Genomic DNA, 24,891 nt, shown 5'->3' with positions numbered 1-24,891 from the left:
GGTAGGTTGCGCGATATGGAGTCTCCCAAGCACGCAGGTGACATAGCGGTCGCCGTCTCCAAGGCATATGGCATCGAGACCATGTTCACCCTGTCCGGCGGGCACATCTTCCCGCTTTACGACGGTGCGGTCCACGAGGGAATGCCCATCTTGGACGTACGCCACGAGCAGAGTGCCGTCTTCGCCGCGGAGGCGACCGCACGGCTGACGCGCAAACCCGGGCTGGCCGTGCTCACCGCGGGGCCCGGCATCACCAACGGCGTCAGCGGGGTGGCCACCGCGCACTTCAACGGCTCCCCCGTGGTGGTCATGGGAGGCCGTGCCCCGCAGTCGCGCTGGGGGTCGGGCGCGCTGCAGGAGATCGACCACCCGCCGCTGTTCGCCCCTATCACCAAGCTGGCCTTCACCGGCTCCGGTGCCGACTCCATCGCCCAGGACGTGGAGATGGCCTTCCGTACGGCCCTCGCCCCGCACCGCGGCCCCGTCTTCCTCGACTTCCACATGGATCACCTCTTCTCGGCCGCGCCCCCGCTTGAGGAGGCCCCCGAGACGCTGACCCCGTCCCCGCTGGAGCCCGACCCCGACGCACTCGCCTCGATCGCCCAGCTGATCGCCGAGGCCCGGCACCCGGTGCTGGTGCTCGGCTCCGACGTGTGGATGGACCGCGCCGAGGAGGTCGCCAGAAGCTTCGTCGAGGAATACCGCCTACCGGTCGTCCCCAACGGCCAGGGCCGCGGCATCCTGCCCGCCGGTCACGAGCTGCTGGTCACCCGGGCGAGAGGAATGGCGTTCTCGCAGGCCGACCTGGTGATCGTGGCGGGCGCCCCGATCGACTTCCGCCTCGGCTACGGCTGGTTCGGCGGCAAGGACGGCGCCCCGCTCGCCAAGGTCGTGCACCTGGCCGACGCGCCGTCACAGCTGACCACGCACATGGATCCCGTCGCCGTCGCCGCCGGCGACCTCTCGCTGCTCTTCTGGAGCCTCGGCGCGGCCTGTGCCAACGCGGGCGTCTCCCCCAAGACCTACGCGCCCTGGGTGACGCAGCTGTCCGAGGCCGCCTCGGCCGCCATCGTCGCCGACGTCGACCTGCTGGAGTCCGCGTCCGACCCGATCCACCCGATGCGCATCTACGGGGAGCTGGCCAAGGTCCTCGCCGACGACGCCGTGGTGATCGGCGACGGCGGCGACTTCGTCTCGTACGCGGGCAAGTACGTCGAGCCGCGCCAGCCGGGCAACTGGCTCGACCCGGGCCCGTACGGCTGCCTGGGCACGGGCCTGGGCTACGCCATCGCCGCCAGGATCGCCCGTCCCTCCTCGCAGGTGGTGCTGCTGCTCGGCGACGGCGCGGCCGGCTTCTCGCTGATGGACGTCGACACGCTCGTGCGGCACCGCCTGCCCGTCGTGATGATCTGCGGCAACAACGGCATGTGGGGCCTGGAGAAGCACCCCATGCAGATGCTCTACGGCTACGACGTGGCCGCCGAGTTGCAGCCCCAGTGCCGCTACGACCAGGTGGTCACCGCCCTCGGCGGCGGTGGCGAGCTCGTCACCGACCCCTCGGAGATCGGCCCGGCCCTGCGCCGCGCGTTCGACTCCGGTGTTCCCTACATGGTCAACATCGCCACCGACCCCTCGGTGGCCTATCCCCGGCACACCACGGGCATCTGAAGGAGCGTCACCGGGCTCGCACACGAAGGACCGAAGGGGTCTCCCGTGGGCGAGCCCGTCGTCACACCACCCGAAATCAAGGCTCGCCCGTCGTCACCGCGCGAAGCCGGTGTGCCGACACACGACCTTGCCGGGGAGATCAGACCCGGAGGGAGCCGGTCACCCGGTCGTGATACCCGGTCAACGTTCGGAGACGGGCCGCTAGGACTTGCCCGTCGACGTCGGGGTGGGCGTCGGCGGGCAGGGGACGGGGGCGATGATGATCTCCACCGGCTTGGACGGGTCCCACATCGTGTCCGCGCCGGGGAGGGACTCGACCACCTCGGTGCAGTGCTCGGGTTTGACGTCGGCGCTGTAGGTGCGCTTCACCTTGAAGCCCGCCTGTTTGAGCGTCGCCTCCGCCGCCTCCGGCTTCATGCCGACGGTGCCGGGCACCCTCTTCTTCGGCAGCGGCGTCGGGCTCGGGGTCGGTGTGGGGGTGGGAGTCGGTTTCGGCGTCTTCGTCACCGTCGGGGTGGGGGTCGGCGTCCCCTCGTCCTCCTCGGCGGGCTTCGGGCTGGGCCGCCTGGTCGTCCGCGTCACCGTCGGGGTGGGCGAGGGCGTCCTGCGGGTCTTCACCGCCGACGGCTTCGTCTCGTCGACGGTGGGCGTGGCCACCGGCGGCTGCCCCAGGGAATTCGCGGCCTCCTTGGAGGCCGCCATCCCATTGATCGCCACCGCGACGAGACCCGCGCACATCACGACCGCGACCGCCGACGACGCGACCAGCACACTCCTGCTCCTCGGCTTCTGCGCGCCGCGGCGCCCGCGACCCTGCGCGACCGCCTCAGATCCCACCGTCGGCGAGGTGGAGTGCTGCGCGCTCCCCTGCCAACTACCGGTCGGAGGCTGGGCGCCCTGCCAGTTTCCCGCAGGGGCCTGGGCTCCCTGCCAACCTGTCTGCGGAGCGGCCGGTCCCTGCCCCTGCCCCTGCCAGCCGGTCTGTTCCTGCGGGCCGCCCTGGGGGGCCTGGGTCTGCCAGCCGGTCTCCGGCGGCCCCGCCTGCCGCGCGGACGCCGACAGCGTGTCGCCGCCCTCCGCACCGAAGGCGGCCTGTCTGGCGGCGGCGCTCATCGCCGCGGCGCTGGGGAAGCGCCGGGCCGGATCCTTGGCGAGGGAGCGCTCCACAAGTGCCCTCACCGCGGGCGGAACGTCCGGCGGCAGCGGCGGCGGCGTCTCGCGGATGTGCTTGAGCGCGATCGTGACGGGCGTGTCGCCGTCGAACGGACGCTGCCCGGCCAGGCACTCGTACGCCACCACGCCCAGCGCGTAGATGTCGACGGCCGGTGTCACGGGTGCGCCCTCGGCCTGCTCGGGCGCGCAGTAGGCGGCGGTGCCGAGCACCATGCCCGCGTCCGTCAGCCGGCTGGCGGAGTCGGACCTGGCGATGCCGAAGTCGGTGAGCACGAGCGTGCCGTCCGACCGCACCAGCAGGTTGCCCGGTTTGATGTCCCGGTGGACGATGCCCTGGTCGTGGACCGCCTGCAGTGCCGAGGCCGCCTGGGCGATGAGATCCATCGCGGCCCCGGGGGCGATGCGCCGCAGCCGCCCGAGCAGGCGGTCGAGCGGCTCGCCGTCGACGAACTTCATCACCAGGTATGCCGTCGCCCCCGCGCCGGGCACCTCGTGAACCCCGTAGTCGTACACGTCGACGACCCCGGGGTGGTTGATCGTCGCCATCGCCCTGGCCTCGCCCTGGAAGCGAACCAGGAAGCCCGGGTCGTCGGTACGGCCGGGAAGCAGCACCTTCACGGCGACGGTGCGAGCCAGGACGATGTCCTCGCCCTTCCACACCTCGCCCATACCGCCGGCCCCAATGCGGGTGCTTAGGCGATACCGCCCCGCCAGCGTCGTGCCTTGGGCCACCATGGCTCCCCCGTAACCCTCTTCACTCCTACCTCAGAGCTCTCCAACAAAGCGGATCCGCGTCGCGGCACCATCACGGCGCTGTAACGAAACCCTGCATGCCGCATGGCTCACAAACGAGATGCGTGCCGTAGCATCGCACAAAACCCGGCACTTTTAGGTGTACTTATCCACCTTGCAGGCTCTTGCGCCCAAAGCCACCCGAAAATCACAGAGGAAACAATCAACGCGGGCGCCACGGCGTCACCCCAAGACATCCGGGACGAACTCCGCAAAATCCTACAAGGCTCGGCAAAGAACATGTGAGTCGGGGTGAAGCCGAGCGGCGTCAACCGCTCGTGGTGCCGTGTTCGGCGCAGCGCGCGGACCAGCCGCCGGGGGTCACCTGCACCACCATCCGGCGGCGGCAGCGAGAACAGTAGCGGGGTGGCTCCATCGCGCGGGCCGACAGACACGCGGCGTGGTCGGCCTCGCCCTCCGGGCGCCCGCAGTGATCGCAGTACGAGGTCACGAGACCAGACCCTATGCTGACGCGCATGACGCTCGCTCCCGGTCTGCAGGCACGGCTGCTCATCATGGTGGAAACCGAGGACACCGCGACAAAGGTCGGCAGCGGTGACGTCCCAGTACTCGCCACCCCCCGCCTGCTCGCCCTCGCCGAGCGGGCCACCGTCCAGGCGGTCGCGGGTGACCTGGCCCCGGGCCAGACCTCCGTCGGCACCCGCGTCTTTCTGGAGCACCTGGAGGCCAGCCCGGTCGGCACGCATGTCGAGATCACCGTCGAGCTCACCGAGGTCGACGGGCGCCGCCTGGTCTTCGGCTTCACCGCCCGCGACCGGACGTCCGTCGTCGCCTCGGGAACGATCGAGCGCGTGGTCGTCGACCGTGAGCGCTTCCTCGCCCGGCTCGCCCGCGACGGCGGGACTACTCGATAACGGCGATCAGGTCGCCCTCCTGGATGACGTCGCCCTCGGCGACCTTCAGCTGGGAGATCACGCCACCGTCCTCCGTCAGGACCGGGATCTCCATCTTCATCGACTCAAGGATGACCAGGGTGTCACCGTCCTCGACGGGGTCACCCTCGGACACGAGGACCTTCCAGACATTCGCCACCATCTCAGCGCGGATCTCGGCCACCGGAAACTCCCATCGTTCAACGTCTCTCAACTGTGTCAGAAAAAGCTGATCACGCCCGCCTAGGAGGGCACCAGTCCCGAGTCGTAGTTTCCGTCGACGAACTCCTGCCGCTCCAGCGGCCCGGCGGGTCACTCCTCGTGTCCCGCACGCGGAAACGCGCCACGGCCTCGCGGGCGCCCGCGTCGACGTGGCCCCGCGCGAGTGCCTCGTCGGTCTTCCGTGGCGAACGACGGGCCTGCGTCCAGCGAGGTCTAGAGCCGGTGGATCGGAGCCAGCCTGTCGATCACACGGGCCATCGCCTCGACGACCGTCGGGTCATACTCCTGCCCCACCCCCAGACGGAGCCGTTCGAGGGCGGCGCCCGCCCGGTCGCGGTCGCTGGAACCGCCGACGAGGTCGTCGTAGGCGTTGGCCGTCTTGATGATGCGGCTCGCCATCGGAGACGCCTCCGCGCAGGTGTCGCACTGGCGGCGGACGATCTCGGCCACCCGGTCGAGCACCCCGGTCTGCCTGATCACCTCCGCTCCCAGCTCGGCGATGCGCCGCGCCTGCTCGGGGTCGGTGAGGACCGTCGCACCGCCGGGAATGGGATCGCGCAGCGACAGCTGGCCGATGTCGTGCATGAGCGCGGCGTACTCGAGCTCCAGCAGCTCGGGCTCCGCCATGCCGAGCTCCCGCCCCACCGCCACCGCCAGACGGCTCACCCGGCGGGAGTGCCCCGGCTCGACGTACCCGCCGACCTCGGTGACCCGTGACAGCGCCCGTACGGTCTGCAGGTAGGTGGCCCTGATCCCGGCGTACTTGCGGAAGGCGACCTGGGTGACGAGCAGCGGCGCCGCGAAGACCAGCAGCGCGGTCATGCCCATGCTGTGCGAGGCGAGCGCGAGCAGGATGCCGGAGGCGGCGACGGCCGCTCCCAGCGGCGCGGCCATCCGCAGCTCGTCGCGGACCGCCACCTTGAAGGCGGCACGCACCTGCTCGGCCCGCAGCATGGCGGCGAGCAGCACGTCGACCATCACCATGAGCAGGATGAGCAGGGCCATCACGCCGAGCGCGGGCCACCAACCGCTCTCCCCTCCCCCCGCGAGGTCGGACAGCGGCCCCGCCAGCGGCCGGTAGGCCAGCGCCAGCAGAGCACCGGTGAAGAGCCTGCGCGCCATCCCGTCCAGCTGGGGCGGGCGACCCACCGCGAGGTGCGGCAGCGCCCCCGCCACCATGCCGACCGACAGCACCGCGACGACCTGCAACGCCGAATGCCGGGTGGGGACACCCCCCATGTCCAGCAGGAGCGTGTAACCGAGCGCGGCCGCCGCGCCGATCGGGGCCACCTCCCTGTTGCCGGGCATGGTGAGCCTGACCAGCTCGCCGATCGCGATCAGCGCGCCGAAGGCGACGGCGAGCTGAGGGTCGAGCAGGCCGGTCGCGGCCGTGTGCGCCACCCCGGCCACCGCCACGAGTCCCGCCGCGCAGATCAGCAGGAGCTGGCCCGAGTCGAGCGTCCGGAGAACGCGGCCGGCGCCGGAGCCGTTCATCGCTCGGACACCACCGTTCATCGCTCGGACACCACCTGGATGGGCATGGTCGGGTCGTCGTGGTCCTTCGCGGTCGTCTCCGTCACGTCGGCCGGGGGCGTGACGACCGTGCGCGGCGGCTCCCAGCCGTGACGGTCGACGGCCTTGACGAACGCCACCACCATCACCGGGTCGAACTGGGTGCCGGCGCCCTTGCGCAGCTCGGTCATCGCCACCTCGCGCGAGCGGGCGTTGCGATAGGAGCGGTCGGAGGTCATCGAGTCGAAGGCGTCGGCCACCGCGATGATCCTGGCGAACTCCGGGATCTCGTCGCCCGCCAGCCCCATCGGGTAGCCCTTGCCGTCCTGCCGCTCGTGGTGGTGCATGATCCCGGCGAACGCCTCGTCCAGGAAGTCGATGCCGCGCACGATCTCCAGCCCGCGCATCGGATGGAGCTGGATGGCCGCGAACTCCTCCTCGCTGAGCGGGCCGTCCTTCTGCAGCACCTTGGTCGGCACGCCCAGCTTGCCCACGTCGTGGAGCATCCCCGCGTAACGGATCGCGCGCAACCGCTCCGATCCCATGCCGATCTCCTCGGCGATCATGCCTGCGGCCTTGGAGACGCGGGTGCAGTGGCCACGCGTGTAGTAGTCCTTGGTCTCCACGGCCTGGCAGAGCGCGGCGATCGTCGCGTCGTAGGAGCGCTGCTGCGCGAGATACTGGCCGAAGGCCCAGCGGGCCACGAAGAGCGGGAGCAGCACGAGCACCGCGGATATCGAGTTGACCGTGGCCCACAATCCGGCGATCAGCAGGCCGAAGGTGGCGTAGCCGAAGTAGGAGACCATGAACTGTGCCACGTCCCGCCGCGGCACCTGGTCGGCCTGACCGGTGAGCTTCAGCACGAGCGCGATCAGCACGAAGTTGAGGGGCACGAAGACGGCCGCCGCGCCCGCGAACGGCACGATGATGTCGTCGAACTCGGCGACGGTCGGCACCCCCGACCTGCCGCCGAGCCACACGTAGACCCGGCCGGCGACGTAACCGCAGATGGCGAACTGGGCACTGTTGAACAGCCGCTTCACCAGTGGCAGGCCGGGCCGCACGCTGAACATCGCCGTCATGCCGACCAGCGCCGCTCCCTCCGGGCCGAGCAGCACCACCGCGGCGAGCACGGCGGAGAAGCTGACCGACACCGCGGCCTGCCGGACGTGCAGCAGGGTGGGCACCGACTCGCACACCAGGAACAGCAGGGCCAGGACCATGAGGTTGGACCAGTCGAGCAGATCCAGCCCGCCGTCCGAGACCACGTTGTATCCGAGCAGCGCGAACGCGGCTCCGATGACAAGGATCAGATAGACCTTGGCAAACCACGGCAGTCCACGCAAAGCGGCCACCTTAGGGTTCCTAAAGGGCGCGTGCTCAGGTCCAGGAAATCCCAGGAAAGACTGAGGTGACCGTTTCCTTCAACATGCGCTGCCTCCACGTTGATTTCGCACCCAGGCTATCGAAGCGAACCTGATCAGGAGGGCGAGACGGCCAATCGCAAGCAAAGCGTAATCAAGCAATCACTGTAGGCCATGAATATCCGGAGTATCGGGTTCCGGAGCCGCGCCGGTGATCGCGCCGCCCACACGGGCGGGCACGCGGGACCCTTCGCGTCACGGGCTCGCGAGCCTGCTCCTCGCCCAGTCGACGGTGCTCTTCAGACCCACGGCCAGCTCCGTCTGGGGACGCCAGCCGAGCCCCTCGAACGCGGGGGCCGGGTCGACGGCCATCGCGGGGAGGTCGCCCAGGCGCGCCGGGGCCTCGCCCGGCTCGTCGGCGACACCCGCCGCCTCCGCGATCAGGGAGTGCAGCCTCCGGTCCGTGGTCTGGACTCCGGTGCCCAGGTTGAACCGGCCGCCGCCGCCCTCGGTGCCGCAGGCGCGGGCGAAGCCGTCCACCACGTCGTCGATGAAGATGTAGTCGCGGGTCTGAGTGCCGTCGCCGTACACCACCGTGGGGGTGCCGTTGAGCAGCGCGTCGGTGAAGATGGCGACCACCCCCGCCTCGCCGTCGGGCGACTGGCGCGGGCCGTAGACGTTGGAGAGCACCAGGGTGGTGTAGTCGATGCCGTGGAGCGCCTTGAACGTGGCCAGGTAGGTCTCCGCGCTCAGCTTGGAGGCCGCGTACGGGGAACGCGGGTCGGTCGCCGCGCCGCCGGGGACCGGGATGACCGCCGGCCTGCCGTAGACCGCGACCGAGGAGGCGAAGACGACCTTGCGGGCGCCTCCGCGGTGGGCGGCCGTCAGGACCGACGCGGTGCCCTCGACGTTGAGCCGGGCGTCATGGACCGGGTCGGCGACGCTCTTGCGCACGCTGATCTGCGCGGCGAGGTGGCAGACGACCTCGGGCCTCCACTCGGCGGCGAGGCCGATCAGGGCCGGGTCGCGGATGTCCATCATGTGCAGGGCGAACAGGGGATTCCTCGCGGCGCCGACCAGGTTGCCGCGGTCGCCGCCCGACAGGTCGTCCACGACCGCCACTTCGTGCCCGTCGGCCAGCAGCCGGTCGACGAGGGTGGATCCGATGAAACCCGCCCCGCCGGTCACGAGTATGCGCATGGTGAACCCCCATTGTCGTATGGCCAAGGCCGTACGACAGATCCTAGGAGGTCAGCGAGCCAGTTCGGAGCGCACCTGGTCGATACGGCTGAGCACCTTCGCCCTCAGGTCGGCCGAGACCTGGTCGCAACCGCAGTGTTTGGCGACGAGCTGCTTGACGACCTGCTCCAGGCCGTACTCCTCCAGGCAGGGGTGGCACTCGTCCAGATGCACGCGGATCTCGGCGCAGTTGCTCTCGTCGAGCTCACCGTCGAGGTAGGTGTAGACCTTGTCCAGGACCTCGCGGCAGTCGGTGTCGTGGTGGTCGCCGCAGCTCACGCGATCACCCCGCCCTTGGCCGAGAGGCCCGTGCCGACGGGTTCGTCGTTCCTGTCTCGCGCACTCACTTCGCACCTTCCGCGGGAACCAGGCCACGCTCGCGGGCGTAGTCCTCAAGTTGGGTCCGCAACTGGCGGCGGCCACGGTGCAGCCGCGACATCACGGTCCCGATGGGGGTCCCCATGATGTCGGCGATCTCCTTGTACGGGAAGCCCTCGACGTCGGCGAGGTAGACCGCGATGCGGAACTCCTCGGGAAGCGCGGCCAGCGCCTGCTTCACGTCGGTGTCGGGGAGGTGCTCAAGCGCCTCGATCTCCGCCGACTTCAGCCCCGCCGAGGTGTGCGACTCGGCCCTGGCGAGCTGCCAGTCCTCGATCTCCTCGGCGCCCGACTGCTTGGGCTCCCGCTGCTTCTTGCGGTAATTGTTGATGAAAGTGTTCGTCAGGATCCGGTAAAGCCACGCCTTGAGGTTCGTGCCTTGCTGGAACTGGTGGAAGGACGCGAAGGCCTTCGCGAAGGTCTCCTGAAGAAGGTCCTCGGCGTCCGCGGGGTTCCGGGTCATCCGAAGCGCGGCGGAGTAAAGCTGGTCGAGATAGGGCATGACATCCCGCTCGAACCGTGTGCTCCGCTGCTCCAGAGTCTCCTCGTCTGTCGCAGGGACCTGACCCACCCCCTTAAGATCGCCGGAGTCCTGCTGACGCGGGACACCGTACTGAGCGGAGAATACCCGCTCGACGGGGATAGACCGATCACCGGGGCGGGTGACGGGTTCGATCAAGGCGAGCATCTGCTTGCCAACCTCCGAAAGGATCGTGCGTTGTCCGCTTGCAACACACCCGCACCGCCATCTGTTCCCGCAAGATAGAAGGTGACGAACGACCCGGTACGGGGAAAAAGAAGATACGTACCGGCAGGTAGTTGAAAGACCACCGGATCCTCCCGACGCCAGGAGCTGCTTGTGCTGCCCATCCCGGCCGAAGAGCTGAACGGCTCAGGTGCGCTCGGGCCGTACTGGACCTTTTACCACGCGGTCGTGACCGAGCAACTGAGCCGATGGCTGCCGGAAAAACCGTCCACCGTCCTCGACATGTCCTGTGGGGACGGCCGCTGGGGTGTCCAGGCGGCGAAGTCGGGGCATCGGGTGGTCGAGGTGGTCGACTTCCGCAGGCCCGCGGACGGCCAGCCGCCGCACGACATCTCCAGGGTGAGCCAGGTGCGTGCCGACGACCTGCGCTTCCTGCCCGACAGCAGCGTGGACGCCGTGCTCGCCGAGGAGCGCGCGATGTCGGTGGAGCTCATGGCCGAGTCCGCGGTCGACGACATCGCCCGGGTCCTGCGTCCCGGCGGCCGTGCCCTGGTCTGCGTCGACTCCCTGGTGCTGGGGATGGCGATCCTCGCCGAGCAGAACTACTGGGCCCATCTGCGCCAGACCGGCGAGGTCATGCTCGTGCCCTGGCCCGACGGCAGCATCACCCGCTGCTTCAGCAGCGCACAGCTCCGCGAGCTGCTCACCGACGCCGGGCTGGAGGTCGAGTGGGTACGGCCCCGCACGGTGCTGTCCCCCTCGACGGTCGACCACGTGCTCGCCTCCGACTCCAGCGCGCTCACCTGGCTGGTCAACACCGAGCTGGACACCCATCCGGACGACGACGACACGGTGGGCATCCACCTGGTGGCCAGCGCCCGGCGCCCCTAGCGGGGATCCGTCTAGCCCTCCTTCAGGGGCTCGACGAGCTCGGGGCTGTTGTTCCGCACCGAGTTCACGGCGGTGGAGACCGGGTGGATCTCCAGGCCCGTGGAGCCCGCCGAGATCAGGAACCCCTTCGCGTCGGGCACCCCCGGGTCGAGCCACTCGCCCCAGCGGTCGCGCTCGATCAGCATCGGCATGCGGTCGTGGACCCTGCCCGCCTCGTCCACGGCGTCGGTCGTGATGATGGTGCAGGTCACCAGCCACGAGAGCGGGTCGTCGTCGGCGCGGCCCCGGTCCCGCCAGAACTCGTACAGTCCCGCCATCGCCATCACGCCGCCGTCGGCGGGGCGGACGAAGTAGGGCTGCTTCTTCGGCTTCCCCTTGGCGTCCTTCTCGTCCAGCACGGCCCACTCGTAGTAACCGTCCGCGGGGATGAGGCACCTGCGCTCGGCGAACGCCTTGCGGTAGGCGGGCTTCTCGGCCACCGTCTCCACCCGCGCGTTGATCATCTTGGATCCGATGGACGGGTCCTTCGCCCAGGCGGGGACGAGTCCCCAGCGGACCACGCGGAGCTGCCGGATCGGCCGGTCACCCGGCGCCGACTTCGGCACCCGGCTCATCACCGCGTACACCGGTTTCGTGGGCGCGACGTTGTAGTCGGGCCCGAGTTCCTCGTCGGCCGCTCCGTCGAGCTCGACCTGGAACTCCTCCAGCAACTCCTGCTTGCCCCGCGCAGACGCGTATCTCCCGCACATACCTCCACTTTGCCACGCCGCGACACGCCGGGACGTTCCCGACCCCGTTTTCCGATCTTGTCGCCCTCCGGCCCGCCCTCACCCGAGCCCGGCCGTCCCTCCGTCCCCGTCGTCCCTGTCGTCCCCATCGTCCCATCCGTCCCCACGGCACGCACGGGCGGCGCGAGGCGGGCACCGGTAGGCTTTTGCCCATGTCCGCTCCGCTGTGGCCCGCGCCGACCGCGACCGAACCCGTCCGCGCGACCGTCCCCCTGCCCGGCTCGAAGTCCGTGACCAACCGTGCGCTCCTGCTCGCCGCGCTGGCCGACGGACCGGGAACGGTACGCCTGGCGCTGCGCAGCCGCGACGCCGACCTGATGGCGAACGCGCTGCGGACGCTGGGCGCGACGATGGTCCCCTCCAACGAGAGCGCCTCCAGCGTCGACTGGGCGATCACGCCCGGCCCCGTCACCGGTGGTGCCCGTATCGACGTGGGGCTGGCCGGCACGGTCATGCGCTTCGTGCCGCCGATGGCGGCGCTCGCCGAGGGCGAGGTCTTCTTCGACGGCGACCCGCACGCCCGCAAGCGCCCGATGGGCCCGATCCTACGCGCGCTGCGCGCCCTCGGCGCCGAGGTGACGGGCGACGCGCTGCCGTTCACCGTACGAGGACCGCTGGCGGGCGGCGAGGTGAGGCTCGATGCCTCGGGCTCGTCGCAGTTCCTCTCCGGCCTGCTGCTCGCGGGGGCGCGCTTCGAGAAGGGCGTGACGGTGCGCCACGAGGGCCCGCCGATCCCCTCTCAGCCGCACATCCAGATGACCGTCCAGATGCTCAGGGAGTTCGGCGTCGTGGTGGACGACTCCGAGCCCGACGTCTGGCGGGTCGAGTCCGGCCCCATCGGGGCGCGGGACTTCACCGTGGAGCCCGACCTGTCCAACGCGGCGCCCTTCCTGTGCGCCGCCATGGTGACCGGCGGCACGGTCACCATCCCCGCATGGCCCGCACGGACGACCCAGCCTGGCGACCAGCTTCGTACGCTGCTGGCGGACATGGGCGCCTCGGTGGAGCACACGCCCGAGGGACTGTCGGTCACCGGCACCGGGCGGATCGTCGGCATCGAGGCCGACCTGCGCGACGTGTCCGAGCTCACCCCGACGATCGCCGCGCTCGCCACCCTGGCGAGCTCACCCAGCAGGATCGGCGGCGTCGCCCACATCCGTGGGCACGAGACCGACCGGCTCGCCGCCCTCGTCGCCGAGATCAACGGCCTCGGCGGTGACGCGAACGAGACCGAGGACGGTCTGGAGATCAGGCCCCGCCCGCTCACCGGCGGGGTGTTCCACTCCTACGCCGACCACCGGATGGCGACCGCCGGAGCGGTGATCGGGCTGGCCGTGCCGGGCGTCGAGGTGGAGGACATCGCCACCACGGGTAAAACCCTTCCCGAGTTCGCCGCCATGTGGGCGGATATGCTGCGCGGCGCGCGGTGAGGGGCGAGCGGCCGGTAGGCCCCGCGGTCCTCCTCGGGGACGCGCCGGGCCGGAGAAGGCGGAGAAACTGAGAAAGCGCGAGTACGACGAGGACGACGTCAGGGTCAGGCCGGGAAAGGGATCCCGGCCCCGGACCCGGATTCGCCCTGCCCACGAGGACGCGGTCGCGGCGTTCGTGGTCGCCGTCGACCGCGGGCGCTACACGTGCCTGGTCGAGTCGGCGGGTGAGAAGGGCCGCCGCCGTAAGAAGGACCAGGCCGAGGGCGCCGCGATGAGCGGCAGGGTCGTGGTCGCCATGAAGGCGCGCGAGCTCGGCCGCAAGGGCATCGTGGTCGGCGACCGGGTGGCCCTGGTGGGCGACGTCTCCGGCATGGCCGACACGCTCGCCCGCGTCGTGCGGGTGGAGCCCCGCGCCTCCATGCTGCGCCGCTCGGCGGACGACACCGACGACACCGACGGCATCGAGCGTCCGGTGGTCGCCAACGCCGACCAGCTCGTCATCGTGACGGCCCTGGCCGATCCGCCGCCCAGGCCCCGCATGATCGACCGGATGCTGGTCGCGGCCTTCGACGCCGACATCGATCCGCTGCTCTGCCTCACCAAGTCCGACCTCGCCGCACCCGACGAGCTCGTCTCGCTGTACGACCCCCTCGGGGTCCCGTACGTGGTGGTCCAGAAGGGCGGTGGCCTGGAAGAGGTGCGAGAGCGTCTGAAGGGCCGGATCAGCGTGCTCGTCGGCCATTCGGGGGTGGGCAAGTCGACGCTGGTCAACGCCCTGGTCCCGGACGCCAACCGGGCCGTCTCACACGTGAACGCGGTGACCGGCCGGGGCCGTCACACCTCCACCTCGGCCGTCGCCCTGGAGCTGCCGGAGGGCGGCTGGATCATCGACACCCCCGGGGTGCGCAGCTTCGGGCTCGCCCATGTCTCGGTGGAGACGGTCCTGGCGGGCTTCCCTGACCTGGTCGAGGGCACCGTCCAGTGCCCGAAGGGCTGCAACCACCTCTCCGACGAGTGCGCTCTGGACGCCTGGGTGGCGGCCGGGCACGCCGACCCGGTCCGGCTCGCCTCCCTGCGCCGCCTGCTCGCCAGCCGCGAGGGCTCCTCCGACGACGACCAGTCCTGAGGACGCGCCGGTGACCGCCCCGGGAGGCGAGGCGGACCGGCGACGAGCGTGCGCCGCGACGTCAAGGGGTGCGACGCGTCAGTGGTTCAACCGGAAGGCCCAGGCGACGGTCATCTCGGACACGAGGGTGCCGTCGGCGGTCCTGATCTCGACGGCGACGTCGAACTCGGGGCGCTCCCCCGCGTCCAGTGTGGCCACGACCTCCTCGCGGGACGCCCGGAGGCGGGCCTCCGCGACGACCTCGCCCTTCGCGAGCTTGAGGTAGCGGATCGCCGCGCTCTTGGCCAGCGGGGTGGCCCGTGACAACTGGTCGCCGAAGGTGGAGAGCATCGCGGCGCCGGAGGCCGTCTCCGCGACGCTGAACAGGGCTCCGGCGTGCGGACCTCCCACGTGGTTGTGCAGCTCCGCCCGGTCCGCCATGCGGGCGACGGCGAAGCCCGGTTCCACCTTGTCGAACGAGATGCCCAGCGTCCTGGCGAACGGGACGCTCTGCAGCATGAAGTCACCCACGTCAAAGGTCATACCGGAATGCTACTCGCGAGTAACACCGATGCCAACGGATGTTTCACGTGGTATCCCGGCCTGGTAGGACGCGACACGATTGTTCCGCTTGCTCCCCGATCTCCGCCATTCGGCCGTCGACACGATAGCGTTGACGCCCGTGACGGGTTACAACGACGATCTTCGCCTCGCGCACGTCATGGCCGACGCGGCCGACGATCTGACCATGCGCCGGTTCAAGTCCATGGATCTGCGCGTGGAGACCAAACCCGACCTCACCCCGGTGAGTGACGCCGACCAGGCAGCGGAGGAGGCGATCCGCGCCGCCCTCGGCCGGGCCCGGCCGCGCGACGCCGTCATCGGCGAGGAGTTCGGCGCGAGCGGCCACGGAGAGCGCTCCTGGATCATCGATCCGATCGACGGCACCAAGAACTACGTGCGCGGAGTGCCCGTCTGGGCCACGCTCATCGCCCTGATGGACCGGGGCCGCGTCGTCGTGGGCCTCGTCTCCGCCCCCGCGCTCGGCCGCCGCTGGTGGGCGGCCCGCGACAGCGGCGCCTGGACCGGCAAGAGCCTCACCAAGGCCACCAAGTGCCAGGTCTCCTCCGTCACCCAGTTGGAGGACGCCTCGTTCTCCTACTCCAGCATCGGCGGCTGGGAGGAGGCCGGGAAGCTCGACGCGTTCCTCGACCTGAACCGTTCCGTCTGGCGTAGCCGCGCCTACGGCGACTTCTGGTCACACATGCTGGTCGCCGAGGGCGCGGTCGACGTGTCGGCGGAGCCGGAACTCTCCCGCTGGGACATCGCGGCGCTGACCGTGATCGTCGAGGAGGCGGGCGGCATCTGGACCGACCTGTCCGGCGTTCCCGACGTCGACGGCGGCAGCCTGTTGTGCAGCAACGGCTCCCTGCACGGCGAGGTCCTCAAGCGCCTCGGCGACGGGCCGCTCACCCTCCCCGCCTAGCGGTTCGCCCCCTCTCACCCTCCCCGCCCAGCGGTTCGTCCCCCTCCCCGCCGACCGTCCTCTGGCGAGGGGCGCGGGGGGCGCCCACCCGCTCGCAGGACCGCCGCCTCTCCGATCGGGAGCGTGCACCCGCGGTTCCGTTCAAGCGCCGCGTCGCGGATCCGGCCGCGTTACCTTCCGCCGGATGTCGGGAAGATGAACAAAGCGGCAAGTCCGGAAGATCCCGGCCTGAGCCGGGAACGTTCCCGCGACGCGGCCTCCTCGCCGGGGCACGCCCGGACCTGGGAGTCCCCGACGCCCCGCTCACCGGGCGTACGGGAGCGGAAACCGAGATCGAACTCCCGTCGACGCATCGGTATTCACATCCGTGGGCCTACCTCTTCCGGCCCCGGTCATGGCTCGTTTCATCTCCGTTCACTTTGCCCCACTTTTATCGAAGTCATCGAGAACGGATCTCACTACGGAGAAGGAACATACCGTGACCAGTGGACAGCGCCGCCTCAGCGCGGTGGCGACGGCCGCGCTCGTCGTATCGCTCGCGGCCGCGTGTGGTGGCGACGCCAAGCCCAACAGTGACGGCAGCACCACCGCCGCCACCAGCGCCTCCTCTGCCGACGCCGGGGCCGGCGCGGCCCTGAGCGGCGAGGTCAAGATCGATGGCTCCAGCACCGTGGCCCCCCTCACCCAGGCGGCCTCCGAGCTCTTCGGCGAGGAGCAGCCGCAGGTGAAGGTGCCGGTCGGCACCTCGGGCACCGGCGGCGGCTTCGAGAAGTTCTGCGCCGGCGAGACGGACATCTCGAACGCCTCTCGTGCGATCAAGGACGAGGAGAAGGCCGCCTGCGAGGCGAAGGGCATCAACTTCACCGAGCTCACGGTGGCCGTCGACGCGCTGACCGTGGTGGTTCCCAAGGAGAACGACTGGGCCACCTGCCTCACCACCGACCAGCTCAAGAAGATCTGGGAGCCGGCCGCCGAGGGCAAGGTCCAGACCTGGAAGGACGTCGACGCCAAGTTCCCGGCCGAGCCGCTCAAGCTCTACGGCCCCGGCACCGACTCCGGCACCTTCGACTACTTCACCGACGAGATCAACGGTGAGGAGGGCGCGAGCCGCAAGGACTACAGCCCGAGCGAGAACGACAACGACATCGTCACCGGTGTCGCCGGCGCCAAGGGTGGCCTGGGCTACTTCGGCTTCACCTACTTCGAGGAGAACGCCGACAAGCTGAAGGCCGTGGAGATCGACTCCGGCGAGGGCTGCGTGGCCCCGAGCGTCGAGTCGGCCCAGGGCGGCAAGTACACCCCGCTCGCCCGCCCGCTGTTCGTCTACCCCTCCGCCACCGCGGTGAAGCGGCCCGAGGTCGCGGCCTTCCTCGACTTCTACGCGGCCAACATCCACGCGATCGCCACGGACGCGAAGTTCATCCCGCTCAACGCCGAGCAGGAGGCCAAGCTCAAGGCTGACATCACCACGCTGAAGAGCGCCGGCTGATGTCGGCTCAGCACCGCACGACCGTTCCAGGGACCCCGGCGTCCCTGGCGCGGTCGCGCCCGCGTTACGGCGAGTCCGTCATCAAGGTCATTCTCCTGGCCGCGGCGATGGTGTCGGTGGCGACCACGATCGGCATCGTCATCGCGCTCCTCGAACCGACCATCGAGTTCTTCGCTTCGGTGAGCTTCGGGGAGTTCTTCGGCTCCACCGACTGGGGTCCGCTGTTCAACCCGCCGGCGTTCGGCGTGTGGCCGCTCATCGTCGCCACCGTGGAGATCACCCTGATCGCCGTCGTGGTCGCCGTCCCGCTCGGACTGGCCTCCGCGATCTACCTGTCGGAGTACGCCTCCCACAGGACCCGCAAGATCTTCAAGCCGGTGCTCGAGGTCCTCGCGGGCGTCCCGACGGTGGTCTTCGGCTTCTTCGCCCTCACCTTCGTCACCCCGCTGCTGAGGGACCTCTTCCCCTTTCTGGAACTGGACGGCAAGAACGCGCTCGCCGCAGGCCTCCTGGTCGGCGTGATGATCATTCCGATCGTCGCGTCGCTGTCCGAGGACGCGATGGCCGCGGTGCCGAACGGTCTGCGCGAGGGCTCCTACGCCCTCGGTGCCTCCAAGATGCTCACCTCGGTGCGCGTCGTCGTCCCCGCCGCGTTCTCCGGCATCGTCGCCGCCGTCATCCTGGCGATCTCCCGGGCCGCGGGCGAGACGATGATCGTCGCGATCGCCGGCGGTTTCAAATCCGTCTTCACGCTCTACCCGGGCGATGAGATGTCCACGATGGCGGCCTTCATCGCCCAGGCCGGCTCCGGTGACGCCTCGGTCGGCTCGATCGCCTACAAGACCATCTTCGCGGTGGGTTCCCTGCTCTTCGTGATCACCTTCGCGATGAACTACCTCAGCGCCCGCATGGTCCAGAAGTATCGCGAGGTCTACGACTGATGGCCATCCTCTCCACCCCGCGCTCGGCCGTACAGCTGGCGAGCAAGGGGCGCCCCCTCAAGGAACACCTCTTCCGCATCGCGCTGCTGGCCAGCCTCGCGATCGCCCTCCTGTTCCTGGTCATGCTGCTGGTATACGTCGTCGAGGAGGGCTGGCCGCGGCTCAACTCGATGCTGTGGGAGAACCAGCCCTCGATCCGCCGCCCGGAGACCTCCGGTATCCAGTCGGGCATCTTCGGCACCCTGTGGATCATCGGGCTCACCGCGCTCATGGCCCTGCCCACCGGCATCCTCGCGGCGATCTACCTTGAGGAGTACGCCGACAGGACCAAGTGGTACAACAAGCTGATCGAGCTGAACATCTCCAACCTGGCGGCCGTTCCCTCGATCGTCTACGGCATCCTCGGACTGGGCATCATCGCCCGCTGGATGCAGTTCGGCTTCACCGTCATGACCGGCGCGGTCACGATCTCGCTGCTCGTACTGCCCATCGTGATCATCTCCGCCCGCGAGGCGATCCGCGCGGTGCCGCCGTCGATCCGCGAGGGCTCGCTCGCACTGGGCGCCACCCAGTGGCAGACCATCTATCGGCAGGTGCTCCCGGCATCCATCCCGGGCATCGCGACGGGCTCGATCCTGGCACTCTCCCGCGCGATCGGCGAGGCCGCCCCGTTCCTGATGCTCGGTGCCGCGACGCTCGTCCGGTTCAACCCCGAGGGCGTCTGGAGCAGCTTCACCGTCCTGCCGCTGCAGATCTACAGCTTCATCAGCCGCCCCCAGGAGGAGTTCGCCATTCTCGCCGCGGCGGCGATCGTGATCCTGCTGGCGATCCTGCTCCTGATGAACTCCGTCGCCATCTGGCTCCGTAACCGCTATCAGAAGCGCTGGTGAGGTAAGAGATGTCCGAGATTGGAATTTCCGTGCCGAACGTGAACGTGCGCGGACCCGAAGTCCCCCGCACCATCGAAGCCCTCGACCCGGTCTTCACCGTCTCCGACCTCAGCGTCTTCTACGGCGACTACGAGGCGGTGCGCGGGGTCAACCTGACCATCGGCAACCGCGAGATCACGGCCATGATCGGCCCCTCCGGCTGCGGCAAGAGCACCGTGCTCCGCTGCTTCAACCGGATGAACGACCTGATCCCCGGCGCCCGCGCGGTCGGCGAGATCCGGTACCACGACGAGAACCTGTACGGCGACCACGTGGACCCGATCGAGGTCCGCCGCCGGATCGGCATGGTCTTCCAGAAGCCGAACCCCTTCCCCAAGTCGATCTACGACAACATCGCCTACGGTCCGCGGGTCAACGGGACCAGGGGCAACATGGACGAGATCGTCGAGGAGGCGCTCACCAAGGCCGCGCTCTGGGACGAGGTCAAGGACAAGATCAAGCAGAACGCGCTCTCCCTGTCCGGCGGACAGCAGCAGCGCCTGTGCATCGCGCGGGCGATCGCGGTGAAGCCCGACGTCATCCTGATGGACGAGCCCTGCTCGGCCCTGGACCCGATCGCGACCACCAAGATCGAAGACCTGATGCAGGAGCTGACGCGCGACTACACGATCGTCATCGTCACCCACAACATGCAGCAGGCCGCCCGCGTCTCGGACCGCACGGCCTTCTTCACCGCCGAGGTGGACGAGGACGGAGTGCGACACGGCCGTCTGGTGGAGTTCGACGAGACGAGCCGCATCTTCACCAATCCCAGCGACAAGCGGACCGAGGATTACATCACCGGCCGCTTCGGCTAACCCCACATTGGAGGATCCTGGTGATCCAGCCGCAGACGGCACCAGAGGTGGACGGGGACACACGGACGGCGCCCATGCTGCTGGTGGCCGATCCCGAGGCGGCCATGGTCCACGACCTGGCCACGGCCCTGGAACGCGAAGGCTTGCAGGTCATGGGCGTCACCGACGGCGCCCAGGCCCTGTTGCAGGCCGGAGCGCTGCGCCCCGACGTCGTTCTCGTCAGCGCCTCGCTGCCGGTCATAGGGGCGGTGGAGTTCGTCCGCGCGGTACGGCTGACGCGGGCGATCCCCGTCCTGCTGGGCGTGGGCGACGGTCACGCCCAGCAGGCCGTCCAGGCGCTGGCGGCCGGAGCCACCGCGTGCGTGGCCCGGCCCTACCGGGTGCCCGAACTGCTTCCCCTGATCCACTCCGCCTTCAACGGCGAGTCCGGGACCCGCAGGGCACTCGCGGTCGGCAGGGTGGAACTCGACGTCAACGCCTACCAGGTCAAGGTCGACGGCAGGATCGTCCACCTGCCGCTGCGCGAGTTCGAGTTGCTGCACTACCTGATGCGCAACGCGCACCGCACGGTGACGCGGGAGCAGATCATGCGGCACGTCTGGCACTCCACCGACACGACCTCGACCAACACCATCGCGGTGCACGTCAAGCGCCTCCGCGCCCGCCTGGGCGACACCGACGACCGGCTGATCCAGACCGTGCGAGGAGTGGGATACCGGCTGGTCGACAGGACGACGTAACGCCTGCCTCCCGCGGGTCGCGAAGGCGCTCGGCTCAGTTCGCGGCCGCCTCGCAACCGAGCCCGCCCCTGAAGGCGGCCATGAGGCGCTCGGCCACGCCCTCGACCCTTGCGATGCCCGTCTCCATGCTCGGGCTGTCATCGGTGAGGACGGCCACCGCGTAGTCGTGCCCGTGCCCGCGGATCAGCCCGGCGCTCGCGACCGCCCAGCGCCCGTTCGCCGCGTGCCGCAGCCAGCCGTTCTTCAGTGACACCTGGTCGCCCTCGCACGCCCCCGCGCTGATCCCCCACCTCTGCTCGGGCGTCACCCTTTTCATCAGTCCGAGCGCCCTGCGGCGTTCCGCGGGAGCCAGCGGACTCTTACCGGTGGCCAGAGCCCTGACCAGCCGGATCTGGTCCTCCGCGGTGGTCTGCGCGACGCCCCAGCAGTACTGGGCCGCGCACCCCCCGCTGGGGGTGTAGGTACGTTTGAGACCGAGCCTGCGGTTCGCACCGGCAAGGCCGGACTCCAGCCCGATCCGTTCGTACAGCCGGTCGGCCGCCTCGTTGTCGCTGAAGCGGATCATGTTTCTCGCGTCGGACCTGGCCCGCTCACCGAGCCGATGCCAGCGCGTCCCGAGCAGTAGTGCGGTCAGGATGCTCACCTTGGAGGTGTTGGCCGACGGCAGCTGCAGGGCCTGATGGTAGTGGTAGCGCCGGCCGGTGCCCAGGTCGCTCACCGAGGCGGCGGTTCTGCCGCCGTACCCGGCGAGATACACGTCGAGGCTCCGGCCGAGCTCCTTGGGGAGGATCCTCGGTGAGCGGGCGGCGCGTAACCGTCCTGAGTCGTGAGCTGCCCCGGCGCCGGGGAAGACGGGCGCCGGGACCACGGCCAGGAACGGCACGGCAGGAGGGCTCGGCGACGGCGCGACAGGGGCGGCCTGCCGCGCGGGGGAGGGCAGCGGCATGCTCACCGGTGTCAGGCCCTGGCACGTGCTGCAGGCGGCGGCCTGCGTGGTGACCAGCAGGACAGCGGCTGCGGCCACCCGTTTCCTTACTCCCATCCTCCACCCCAACCGTCTCCCCCATTACATGACGATCGGGATATATCCCACTACACATAGCAATAAGACGATCAAGCGAAATCTAGTCTGAAACAGGGCGTGCGCTATAGAACATCCCGCCGGACCGATGCCCGCTCTTAGCGAACGTCCGCGATTAGCCGGGTGATGACCTCGTCATCGCAGGTCGCCCAGAAGTCCCCGACGACGTCCTCAAGATGCTCCAGCGACTCCGCCCGGAAGAGTACGTCCTGATATTTCGTGATGTCGTAGTGCGTAGTGCCCATGGCGGCGATGTCCAGCGGGCGGATGTCCATCCCCCGGAACTCCTCGATCTCCCCGTACGAGGACAGGATGCCCGCGCCGTACGCCCGCAGCTCGCCCTGGTCCGTCATCACGCCGAACTCCATCGTGAACCAGAAGATCTTCGAGATGAACTCCAGCGCCCCCTTGCTCTCGACCCGCCGGGCCGCCGCTCCCGCCAGGCGGTAGAGCCGCGAGTAGCGGTCGGAGGCCAGCGCGTTGGCGTGCCCGATCACCTCGTGGATCACGTCGGGCTCCGGCGTGTACAGCGGCGTGGAGTGGTGCCGGATGTACTGCGTGGAGTGGAAGAGCCCGTCCGCCAGGACACCGTAGAAATCCCTGAGCGGCACCAACCCGGCGGCCGGGACGTAGCGGAACCCGGTCAGCGGTTCCAGCAGCTCGCTCACCTCCTGGAGCTGCGGGATGCGCTCGGCGGGCAGCCCGAGCCGATCGGCCGCGCGCAAATACTCGACGGTCGCGTACTTGTGGTGTTTCAGGCCCAGCTCCCGGCTGACCAGGGCCCACACCTCGTGCTCCTGGTCGGTGTACTCGGCTGTCGGGATGGGCGTACCCGGCACGTACTCCATGGCGAGCGCGGCGATCGCGTTGCGGCGCGCGCGGTAGACCGGATCGGCGAAACCGGGATGACCGGTGCCGAGCTCGACCTCGATCGAGCCGTCGTCACGGGTCGCCACCGGTGCGAAGTACTGCGCTTCCTCGAACATAAATGAAATGACAGCAATATCCGGAAACGTTGGCAAGAGCAGCCAGTTGTACTGGGCGATCCGCACAGAAACGTACCGTGGCACCTCGTCTATGCTGGTCGAATCGCCCAATCTCACAAGGACCCGAGGAGATGTCGATCGACGAGCTGGACGGCCGCCTCCTGGTCACCATGCGCGCCAACCCGCGCATCGGCCTGACCGAGCTGGCCCGCCTGCTCGGCGTGGCCCGGGGCACCGTGCAGGCCCGCGTCGAGAAGCTGATCGCCCGCGGTGTCATCGCCGACTTCGGCCCCACCGTCACCCCCGAGGGCGCCGGATACCCGATCCTCGCGTTCGTCTCACTGCAGATCGCCCAGGGGCGCCTGGACGAGGCCGTCCAGGCCCTGGAATCACTTCCCGAGATCCTGGAGGTGTACGGCACGAGCGGCCAGGCCGACCTGCTCTGCCGGGTGGTCGCCCGCAGCACCCCCGACCTCCAGGAGATCATCGCCCGCATCCTGGCCTCGCCCGCGGTCCAGCGGACGGACACCACGATCGCCCTCTCCATCCAGGTCCCCTACCGGATCGAGCCCCTGCTCCGCGCCGCCTCCGGCGCCTGAGGCCGCTCGCTCTCCCCTCCTGCGACTTTGCTTCAGCCGAGGACGTCCGCGACGTCGTAGATGCCGTGAGCTCGCGCCCGTGATCCCCTCTGCGGCCCTACTTCCCCTCGGTGGGCCGGGAGATGGGTCATCGGCGGGCCTCAGGCGTCCGTAGACCGGCGAAGACGATGGCCAGCGTGCGACGCCTCAGGTCGTCGTCCCAGCCCGCGTGGAGTGCCCCCTGACATATGCCGGTCAGCAGGGCGATCACCTCGTCGAGACGGACGTCCTCACGAACCGTACCGGCCTCCTGGGAGCGGACCAGAAGCGTCTCGATCCCGTCGCGCAACACCCGCACCGAACTCGCGACCTGGAGGTCGACACCTGTCTCGGCCAGGAGACCGACGACCGTCCTCTTCCGCGCCGCCTGCTCGACCATACGGGCGACGAAGGTGAACAGCGCTTCCCCAGGAGCGTCATCGTCGGCGAGCACGGCCATCTCCCCGTCCAACCTGCTCAAGAGGCCTTTCATGATGGCCTGAAGCAGAGCCTGCTTCGTCGGGAAGTGCTTGAAGACCGTGCCGATGGCCACCCCCGCACGGGCGGCGACCTCCTCGGTCGACGCGGAGGTGCCCTTCTCGGCGAAGACGGCCTCGGCGGCGGCGAGGATGCGGTCGCGGTTGCGCTGGGCGTCCGCACGCAACGGCCTGGCGCCACCGGACGCACCCGTCTCACCCGCCGAAGGATTCGTGGTGGTCATCCAGCCAGTCTTCCTTGTCCTCACCCCTGCCGCCTGCCCGTCTCGATGTTCGCCCCCTGCCGGCTCTGCTCGTGCCCACGAAGTGCGGCGTCCTCGCGCGCGAGGTACGGCGTTGACAAAGTGAGTCACCACTCATGATTATAAAGATGAGTTTCCACTCACCTTAGTGGCCACAACGGCCGTCACGAAGGGATTCACCATGACCGAATCCACCCTCGCTCCTGGTCCCCGCGAGATCTTCGAGCGCGTGCGGCGACACTGGCTGGAGAACCTCGGCGGCTTCGGGAACGAACTGGCCGAGAACGCCGTCGTCGAAATTCCCTTCGCGCCACCTGGCATGGCCGGGCGACACGAGGGGAAGGAGGCGTTCCTGCTCTTCTCCGGCCCTGAACAGGCCGCCTTCGCCAACCGGTTCGCCTTGGACGAGGTCCGCGACGTGGTCGTTCACGAGACCACCGACCCCGAGGTCATCGTCGTCGAGTACGAGCTCGCCGGCAGGGTCCTCGCCACCGGCCGGCAGGCGTCTTCCCCCTTCATCGGGGTTCTCAGGGTGCGGAACGGGAAAATCGTCAACTGGAGGGAATACCAGAACACCCTGGCCATGATCGAGATCATTGGACAGCCACAGCGAACCTGACGGTCACCTCCGGTAACACCCGTGAAGCGAAAAGGGCTTCCGTCTCACGGCGAGCCCCTTCCCCTCACAAAGGCCCGGGAGCTCCCCTGGAGCCCTTGCCCCTACGCGCCTGCCGGCCCGGAACGCGGAGGCTCGGGAGCCCTGGCCTTCAACGCCTGGAAGTCCGGAACACCGCCAGAGCGCCGCTGAAAAAAAGGGGGGCCGTGAAAGCACGAAAGGGCCCCCACCACATGGTGGGAGCCCTTTTCGTAAAAGATTGTCCGGCGGTGACCTACTCTCCCACAC

The 24,891-nt window shown here is 69.4% G+C and carries 26 protein-coding genes; 13 read left to right on the top strand and 13 right to left on the bottom strand.

Translation table 11 applies throughout. The features are described from left to right. Nucleotides 1-15: 15 nt before the first annotated feature. Nucleotides 16-1,668: an acetolactate synthase gene (locus ABZ664_RS36990; protein WP_362521382.1), complete on the top strand. Its 1,653-nt coding sequence runs from the start codon at nucleotides 16-18 to the stop codon at nucleotides 1,666-1,668. 201 nt (nucleotides 1,669-1,869) lie between these two features. On the opposite strand, the gene ABZ664_RS36985 is transcribed toward ABZ664_RS36990, so the two are convergent. Together ABZ664_RS36985 and ABZ664_RS36980 are read right to left on the bottom strand one after the other, a co-directional pair. After that, a complete protein-coding gene (locus ABZ664_RS36985) occupies nucleotides 1,870-3,576 on the bottom strand; it encodes a protein kinase (protein WP_362521379.1) in 1,707 nt (568 codons plus the stop codon). A gap of 325 nt (nucleotides 3,577-3,901) precedes the next feature. After that, complete coding sequence (locus ABZ664_RS36980; RefSeq protein WP_362521376.1) at nucleotides 3,902-4,111, bottom strand: hypothetical protein; 210 nt, start codon at nucleotides 4,109-4,111, stop codon at nucleotides 3,902-3,904. On the opposite strand from ABZ664_RS36980, the gene ABZ664_RS36975 reads away from it, so the two are divergent. Next, nucleotides 4,110-4,508, top strand: a complete 399-nt coding sequence (locus ABZ664_RS36975; RefSeq protein WP_362521373.1) for a thioesterase — start codon at nucleotides 4,110-4,112, stop codon at nucleotides 4,506-4,508. The two genes, ABZ664_RS36980 and ABZ664_RS36975, sit on opposite strands and share 2 nt — an antisense overlap. Here the strand turns inward: ABZ664_RS36975 and ABZ664_RS36970 are convergent. The 6 genes from ABZ664_RS36970 to ABZ664_RS36945 all read right to left on the bottom strand — a co-directional run bounded on the left by ABZ664_RS36970 (nucleotide 4,498) and on the right by ABZ664_RS36945 (nucleotide 9,812). Next, on the bottom strand, nucleotides 4,498-4,710 hold the full coding sequence (locus ABZ664_RS36970) for a biotin/lipoyl-binding carrier protein (RefSeq protein WP_362521370.1): 213 nt from the start codon (nucleotides 4,708-4,710) through the stop codon (nucleotides 4,498-4,500). The genes ABZ664_RS36975 and ABZ664_RS36970 overlap by 11 nt on opposite strands. Before the next feature lie 251 nt (nucleotides 4,711-4,961). Continuing rightward, nucleotides 4,962-6,263: an HD domain-containing phosphohydrolase gene (locus ABZ664_RS36965; protein ID WP_362521367.1), complete on the bottom strand. Its 1,302-nt coding sequence runs from the start codon at nucleotides 6,261-6,263 to the stop codon at nucleotides 4,962-4,964. Then, nucleotides 6,260-7,615 carry an HD-GYP domain-containing protein gene (locus tag ABZ664_RS36960; RefSeq protein WP_362521364.1) on the bottom strand — a complete coding sequence of 452 codons (1,356 nt, stop codon included), beginning with the start codon at nucleotides 7,613-7,615 and terminating at the stop codon, nucleotides 6,260-6,262. Before ABZ664_RS36960 ends, ABZ664_RS36965 begins: the two co-directional genes overlap by 4 nt. 264 nt (nucleotides 7,616-7,879) lie before the next feature. After that, complete coding sequence (locus ABZ664_RS36955; RefSeq protein ID WP_362521358.1) at nucleotides 7,880-8,824, bottom strand: NAD-dependent epimerase/dehydratase family protein; 945 nt, start codon at nucleotides 8,822-8,824, stop codon at nucleotides 7,880-7,882. A gap of 51 nt (nucleotides 8,825-8,875) precedes the next feature. After that, complete coding sequence (gene rsrA, locus ABZ664_RS36950; RefSeq protein WP_350949785.1) at nucleotides 8,876-9,142, bottom strand: mycothiol system anti-sigma-R factor; 267 nt, start codon at nucleotides 9,140-9,142, stop codon at nucleotides 8,876-8,878. A gap of 64 nt (nucleotides 9,143-9,206) precedes the next feature. Then, on the bottom strand, nucleotides 9,207-9,812 hold the full coding sequence (locus ABZ664_RS36945; RefSeq protein WP_350949786.1) for a sigma-70 family RNA polymerase sigma factor: 606 nt from the start codon (nucleotides 9,810-9,812) through the stop codon (nucleotides 9,207-9,209). A gap of 288 nt (nucleotides 9,813-10,100) precedes the next feature. Between ABZ664_RS36945 and ABZ664_RS36940 the strand changes: the two genes are divergently transcribed. Next, complete coding sequence (locus ABZ664_RS36940; RefSeq protein ID WP_362521350.1) at nucleotides 10,101-10,838, top strand: methyltransferase domain-containing protein; 738 nt, start codon at nucleotides 10,101-10,103, stop codon at nucleotides 10,836-10,838. 11 nt (nucleotides 10,839-10,849) lie between these two features. On the opposite strand, the gene ABZ664_RS36935 is transcribed toward ABZ664_RS36940, so the two are convergent. Beyond that, on the bottom strand, nucleotides 10,850-11,587 hold the full coding sequence (locus tag ABZ664_RS36935) for an SOS response-associated peptidase (RefSeq protein WP_362521343.1): 738 nt from the start codon (nucleotides 11,585-11,587) through the stop codon (nucleotides 10,850-10,852). 191 nt (nucleotides 11,588-11,778) lie between these two features. Here ABZ664_RS36935 and aroA point away from each other — a divergent pair, with 191 nt between their 5' ends. Beyond that, complete coding sequence (aroA, locus tag ABZ664_RS36930; protein WP_362521340.1) at nucleotides 11,779-13,056, top strand: 3-phosphoshikimate 1-carboxyvinyltransferase; 1,278 nt, start codon at nucleotides 11,779-11,781, stop codon at nucleotides 13,054-13,056. A 67-nt stretch (nucleotides 13,057-13,123) separates the two neighbouring features. Then, a complete protein-coding gene (gene rsgA, locus ABZ664_RS36925; RefSeq protein ID WP_362521490.1) occupies nucleotides 13,124-14,182 on the top strand; it encodes a ribosome small subunit-dependent GTPase A in 1,059 nt (352 codons plus the stop codon). A gap of 78 nt (nucleotides 14,183-14,260) precedes the next feature. Here rsgA and ABZ664_RS36920 read toward each other — a convergent pair whose 3' ends face one another. Next, nucleotides 14,261-14,704, bottom strand: a complete 444-nt coding sequence (locus ABZ664_RS36920; protein WP_362521333.1) for a DUF4442 domain-containing protein — start codon at nucleotides 14,702-14,704, stop codon at nucleotides 14,261-14,263. A gap of 139 nt (nucleotides 14,705-14,843) precedes the next feature. Between ABZ664_RS36920 and hisN the strand changes: the two genes are divergently transcribed. The 6 genes from hisN to ABZ664_RS36890 all read left to right on the top strand — a co-directional run bounded on the left by hisN (nucleotide 14,844) and on the right by ABZ664_RS36890 (nucleotide 20,564). Then, nucleotides 14,844-15,647, top strand: a complete 804-nt coding sequence (gene hisN, locus ABZ664_RS36915) for a histidinol-phosphatase (RefSeq protein WP_362521330.1) — start codon at nucleotides 14,844-14,846, stop codon at nucleotides 15,645-15,647. Nucleotides 15,648-16,125: 478 nt separating this feature from the next. Then, nucleotides 16,126-17,136 carry a PstS family phosphate ABC transporter substrate-binding protein gene (locus ABZ664_RS36910; RefSeq protein WP_362521323.1) on the top strand — a complete coding sequence of 337 codons (1,011 nt, stop codon included), beginning with the start codon at nucleotides 16,126-16,128 and terminating at the stop codon, nucleotides 17,134-17,136. Continuing rightward, a complete protein-coding gene (gene pstC, locus ABZ664_RS36905) occupies nucleotides 17,136-18,077 on the top strand; it encodes a phosphate ABC transporter permease subunit PstC (protein WP_362521319.1) in 942 nt (313 codons plus the stop codon). Before ABZ664_RS36910 ends, pstC begins: the two co-directional genes overlap by 1 nt. Next, complete coding sequence (gene pstA, locus ABZ664_RS36900; protein WP_362521312.1) at nucleotides 18,077-18,967, top strand: phosphate ABC transporter permease PstA; 891 nt, start codon at nucleotides 18,077-18,079, stop codon at nucleotides 18,965-18,967. Before pstC ends, pstA begins: the two co-directional genes overlap by 1 nt. A 44-nt stretch (nucleotides 18,968-19,011) precedes the next feature. Next, a complete protein-coding gene (pstB, locus tag ABZ664_RS36895) occupies nucleotides 19,012-19,824 on the top strand; it encodes a phosphate ABC transporter ATP-binding protein PstB (RefSeq protein WP_362521487.1) in 813 nt (270 codons plus the stop codon). Nucleotides 19,825-19,844: 20 nt separating this feature from the next. After that, the gene (locus tag ABZ664_RS36890) at nucleotides 19,845-20,564 is read left to right on the top strand and encodes a response regulator transcription factor (protein WP_362521309.1); all 720 of its coding nucleotides are present in this window, start codon (nucleotides 19,845-19,847) and stop codon (nucleotides 20,562-20,564) included. A 34-nt stretch (nucleotides 20,565-20,598) separates the two neighbouring features. Here ABZ664_RS36890 and ABZ664_RS36885 read toward each other — a convergent pair whose 3' ends face one another. Further along, nucleotides 20,599-21,588, bottom strand: coding sequence for a serine hydrolase (locus tag ABZ664_RS36885; protein ID WP_362521306.1), 990 nt, complete (start codon nucleotides 21,586-21,588; stop codon nucleotides 20,599-20,601). 155 nt (nucleotides 21,589-21,743) lie between these two features. Next, on the bottom strand, nucleotides 21,744-22,631 hold the full coding sequence (locus ABZ664_RS36880) for a phenylalanine 4-monooxygenase (protein ID WP_362521301.1): 888 nt from the start codon (nucleotides 22,629-22,631) through the stop codon (nucleotides 21,744-21,746). A gap of 131 nt (nucleotides 22,632-22,762) precedes the next feature. Here ABZ664_RS36880 and ABZ664_RS36875 point away from each other — a divergent pair, with 131 nt between their 5' ends. Beyond that, a complete protein-coding gene (locus tag ABZ664_RS36875) occupies nucleotides 22,763-23,230 on the top strand; it encodes an Lrp/AsnC family transcriptional regulator (RefSeq protein WP_362521293.1) in 468 nt (155 codons plus the stop codon). A gap of 127 nt (nucleotides 23,231-23,357) precedes the next feature. Here ABZ664_RS36875 and ABZ664_RS36870 read toward each other — a convergent pair whose 3' ends face one another. Beyond that, on the bottom strand, nucleotides 23,358-23,969 hold the full coding sequence (locus ABZ664_RS36870) for a TetR/AcrR family transcriptional regulator (protein WP_362521290.1): 612 nt from the start codon (nucleotides 23,967-23,969) through the stop codon (nucleotides 23,358-23,360). 199 nt (nucleotides 23,970-24,168) lie between these two features. Here ABZ664_RS36870 and ABZ664_RS36865 point away from each other — a divergent pair, with 199 nt between their 5' ends. Next, on the top strand, nucleotides 24,169-24,606 hold the full coding sequence (locus ABZ664_RS36865) for a nuclear transport factor 2 family protein (protein ID WP_362521283.1): 438 nt from the start codon (nucleotides 24,169-24,171) through the stop codon (nucleotides 24,604-24,606). The last annotated feature ends 285 nt before the right edge of the window (nucleotides 24,607-24,891 follow it).

Source organism: Streptosporangium sp. NPDC006930 (genome assembly GCF_040635605.1).
GTDB lineage: Bacteria > Actinomycetota > Actinomycetes > Streptosporangiales > Streptosporangiaceae > Streptosporangium.
The sequence above is the reverse complement of the archived record's forward strand: the minus strand, read 5'-3'. Positions and strand labels throughout refer to the sequence as shown.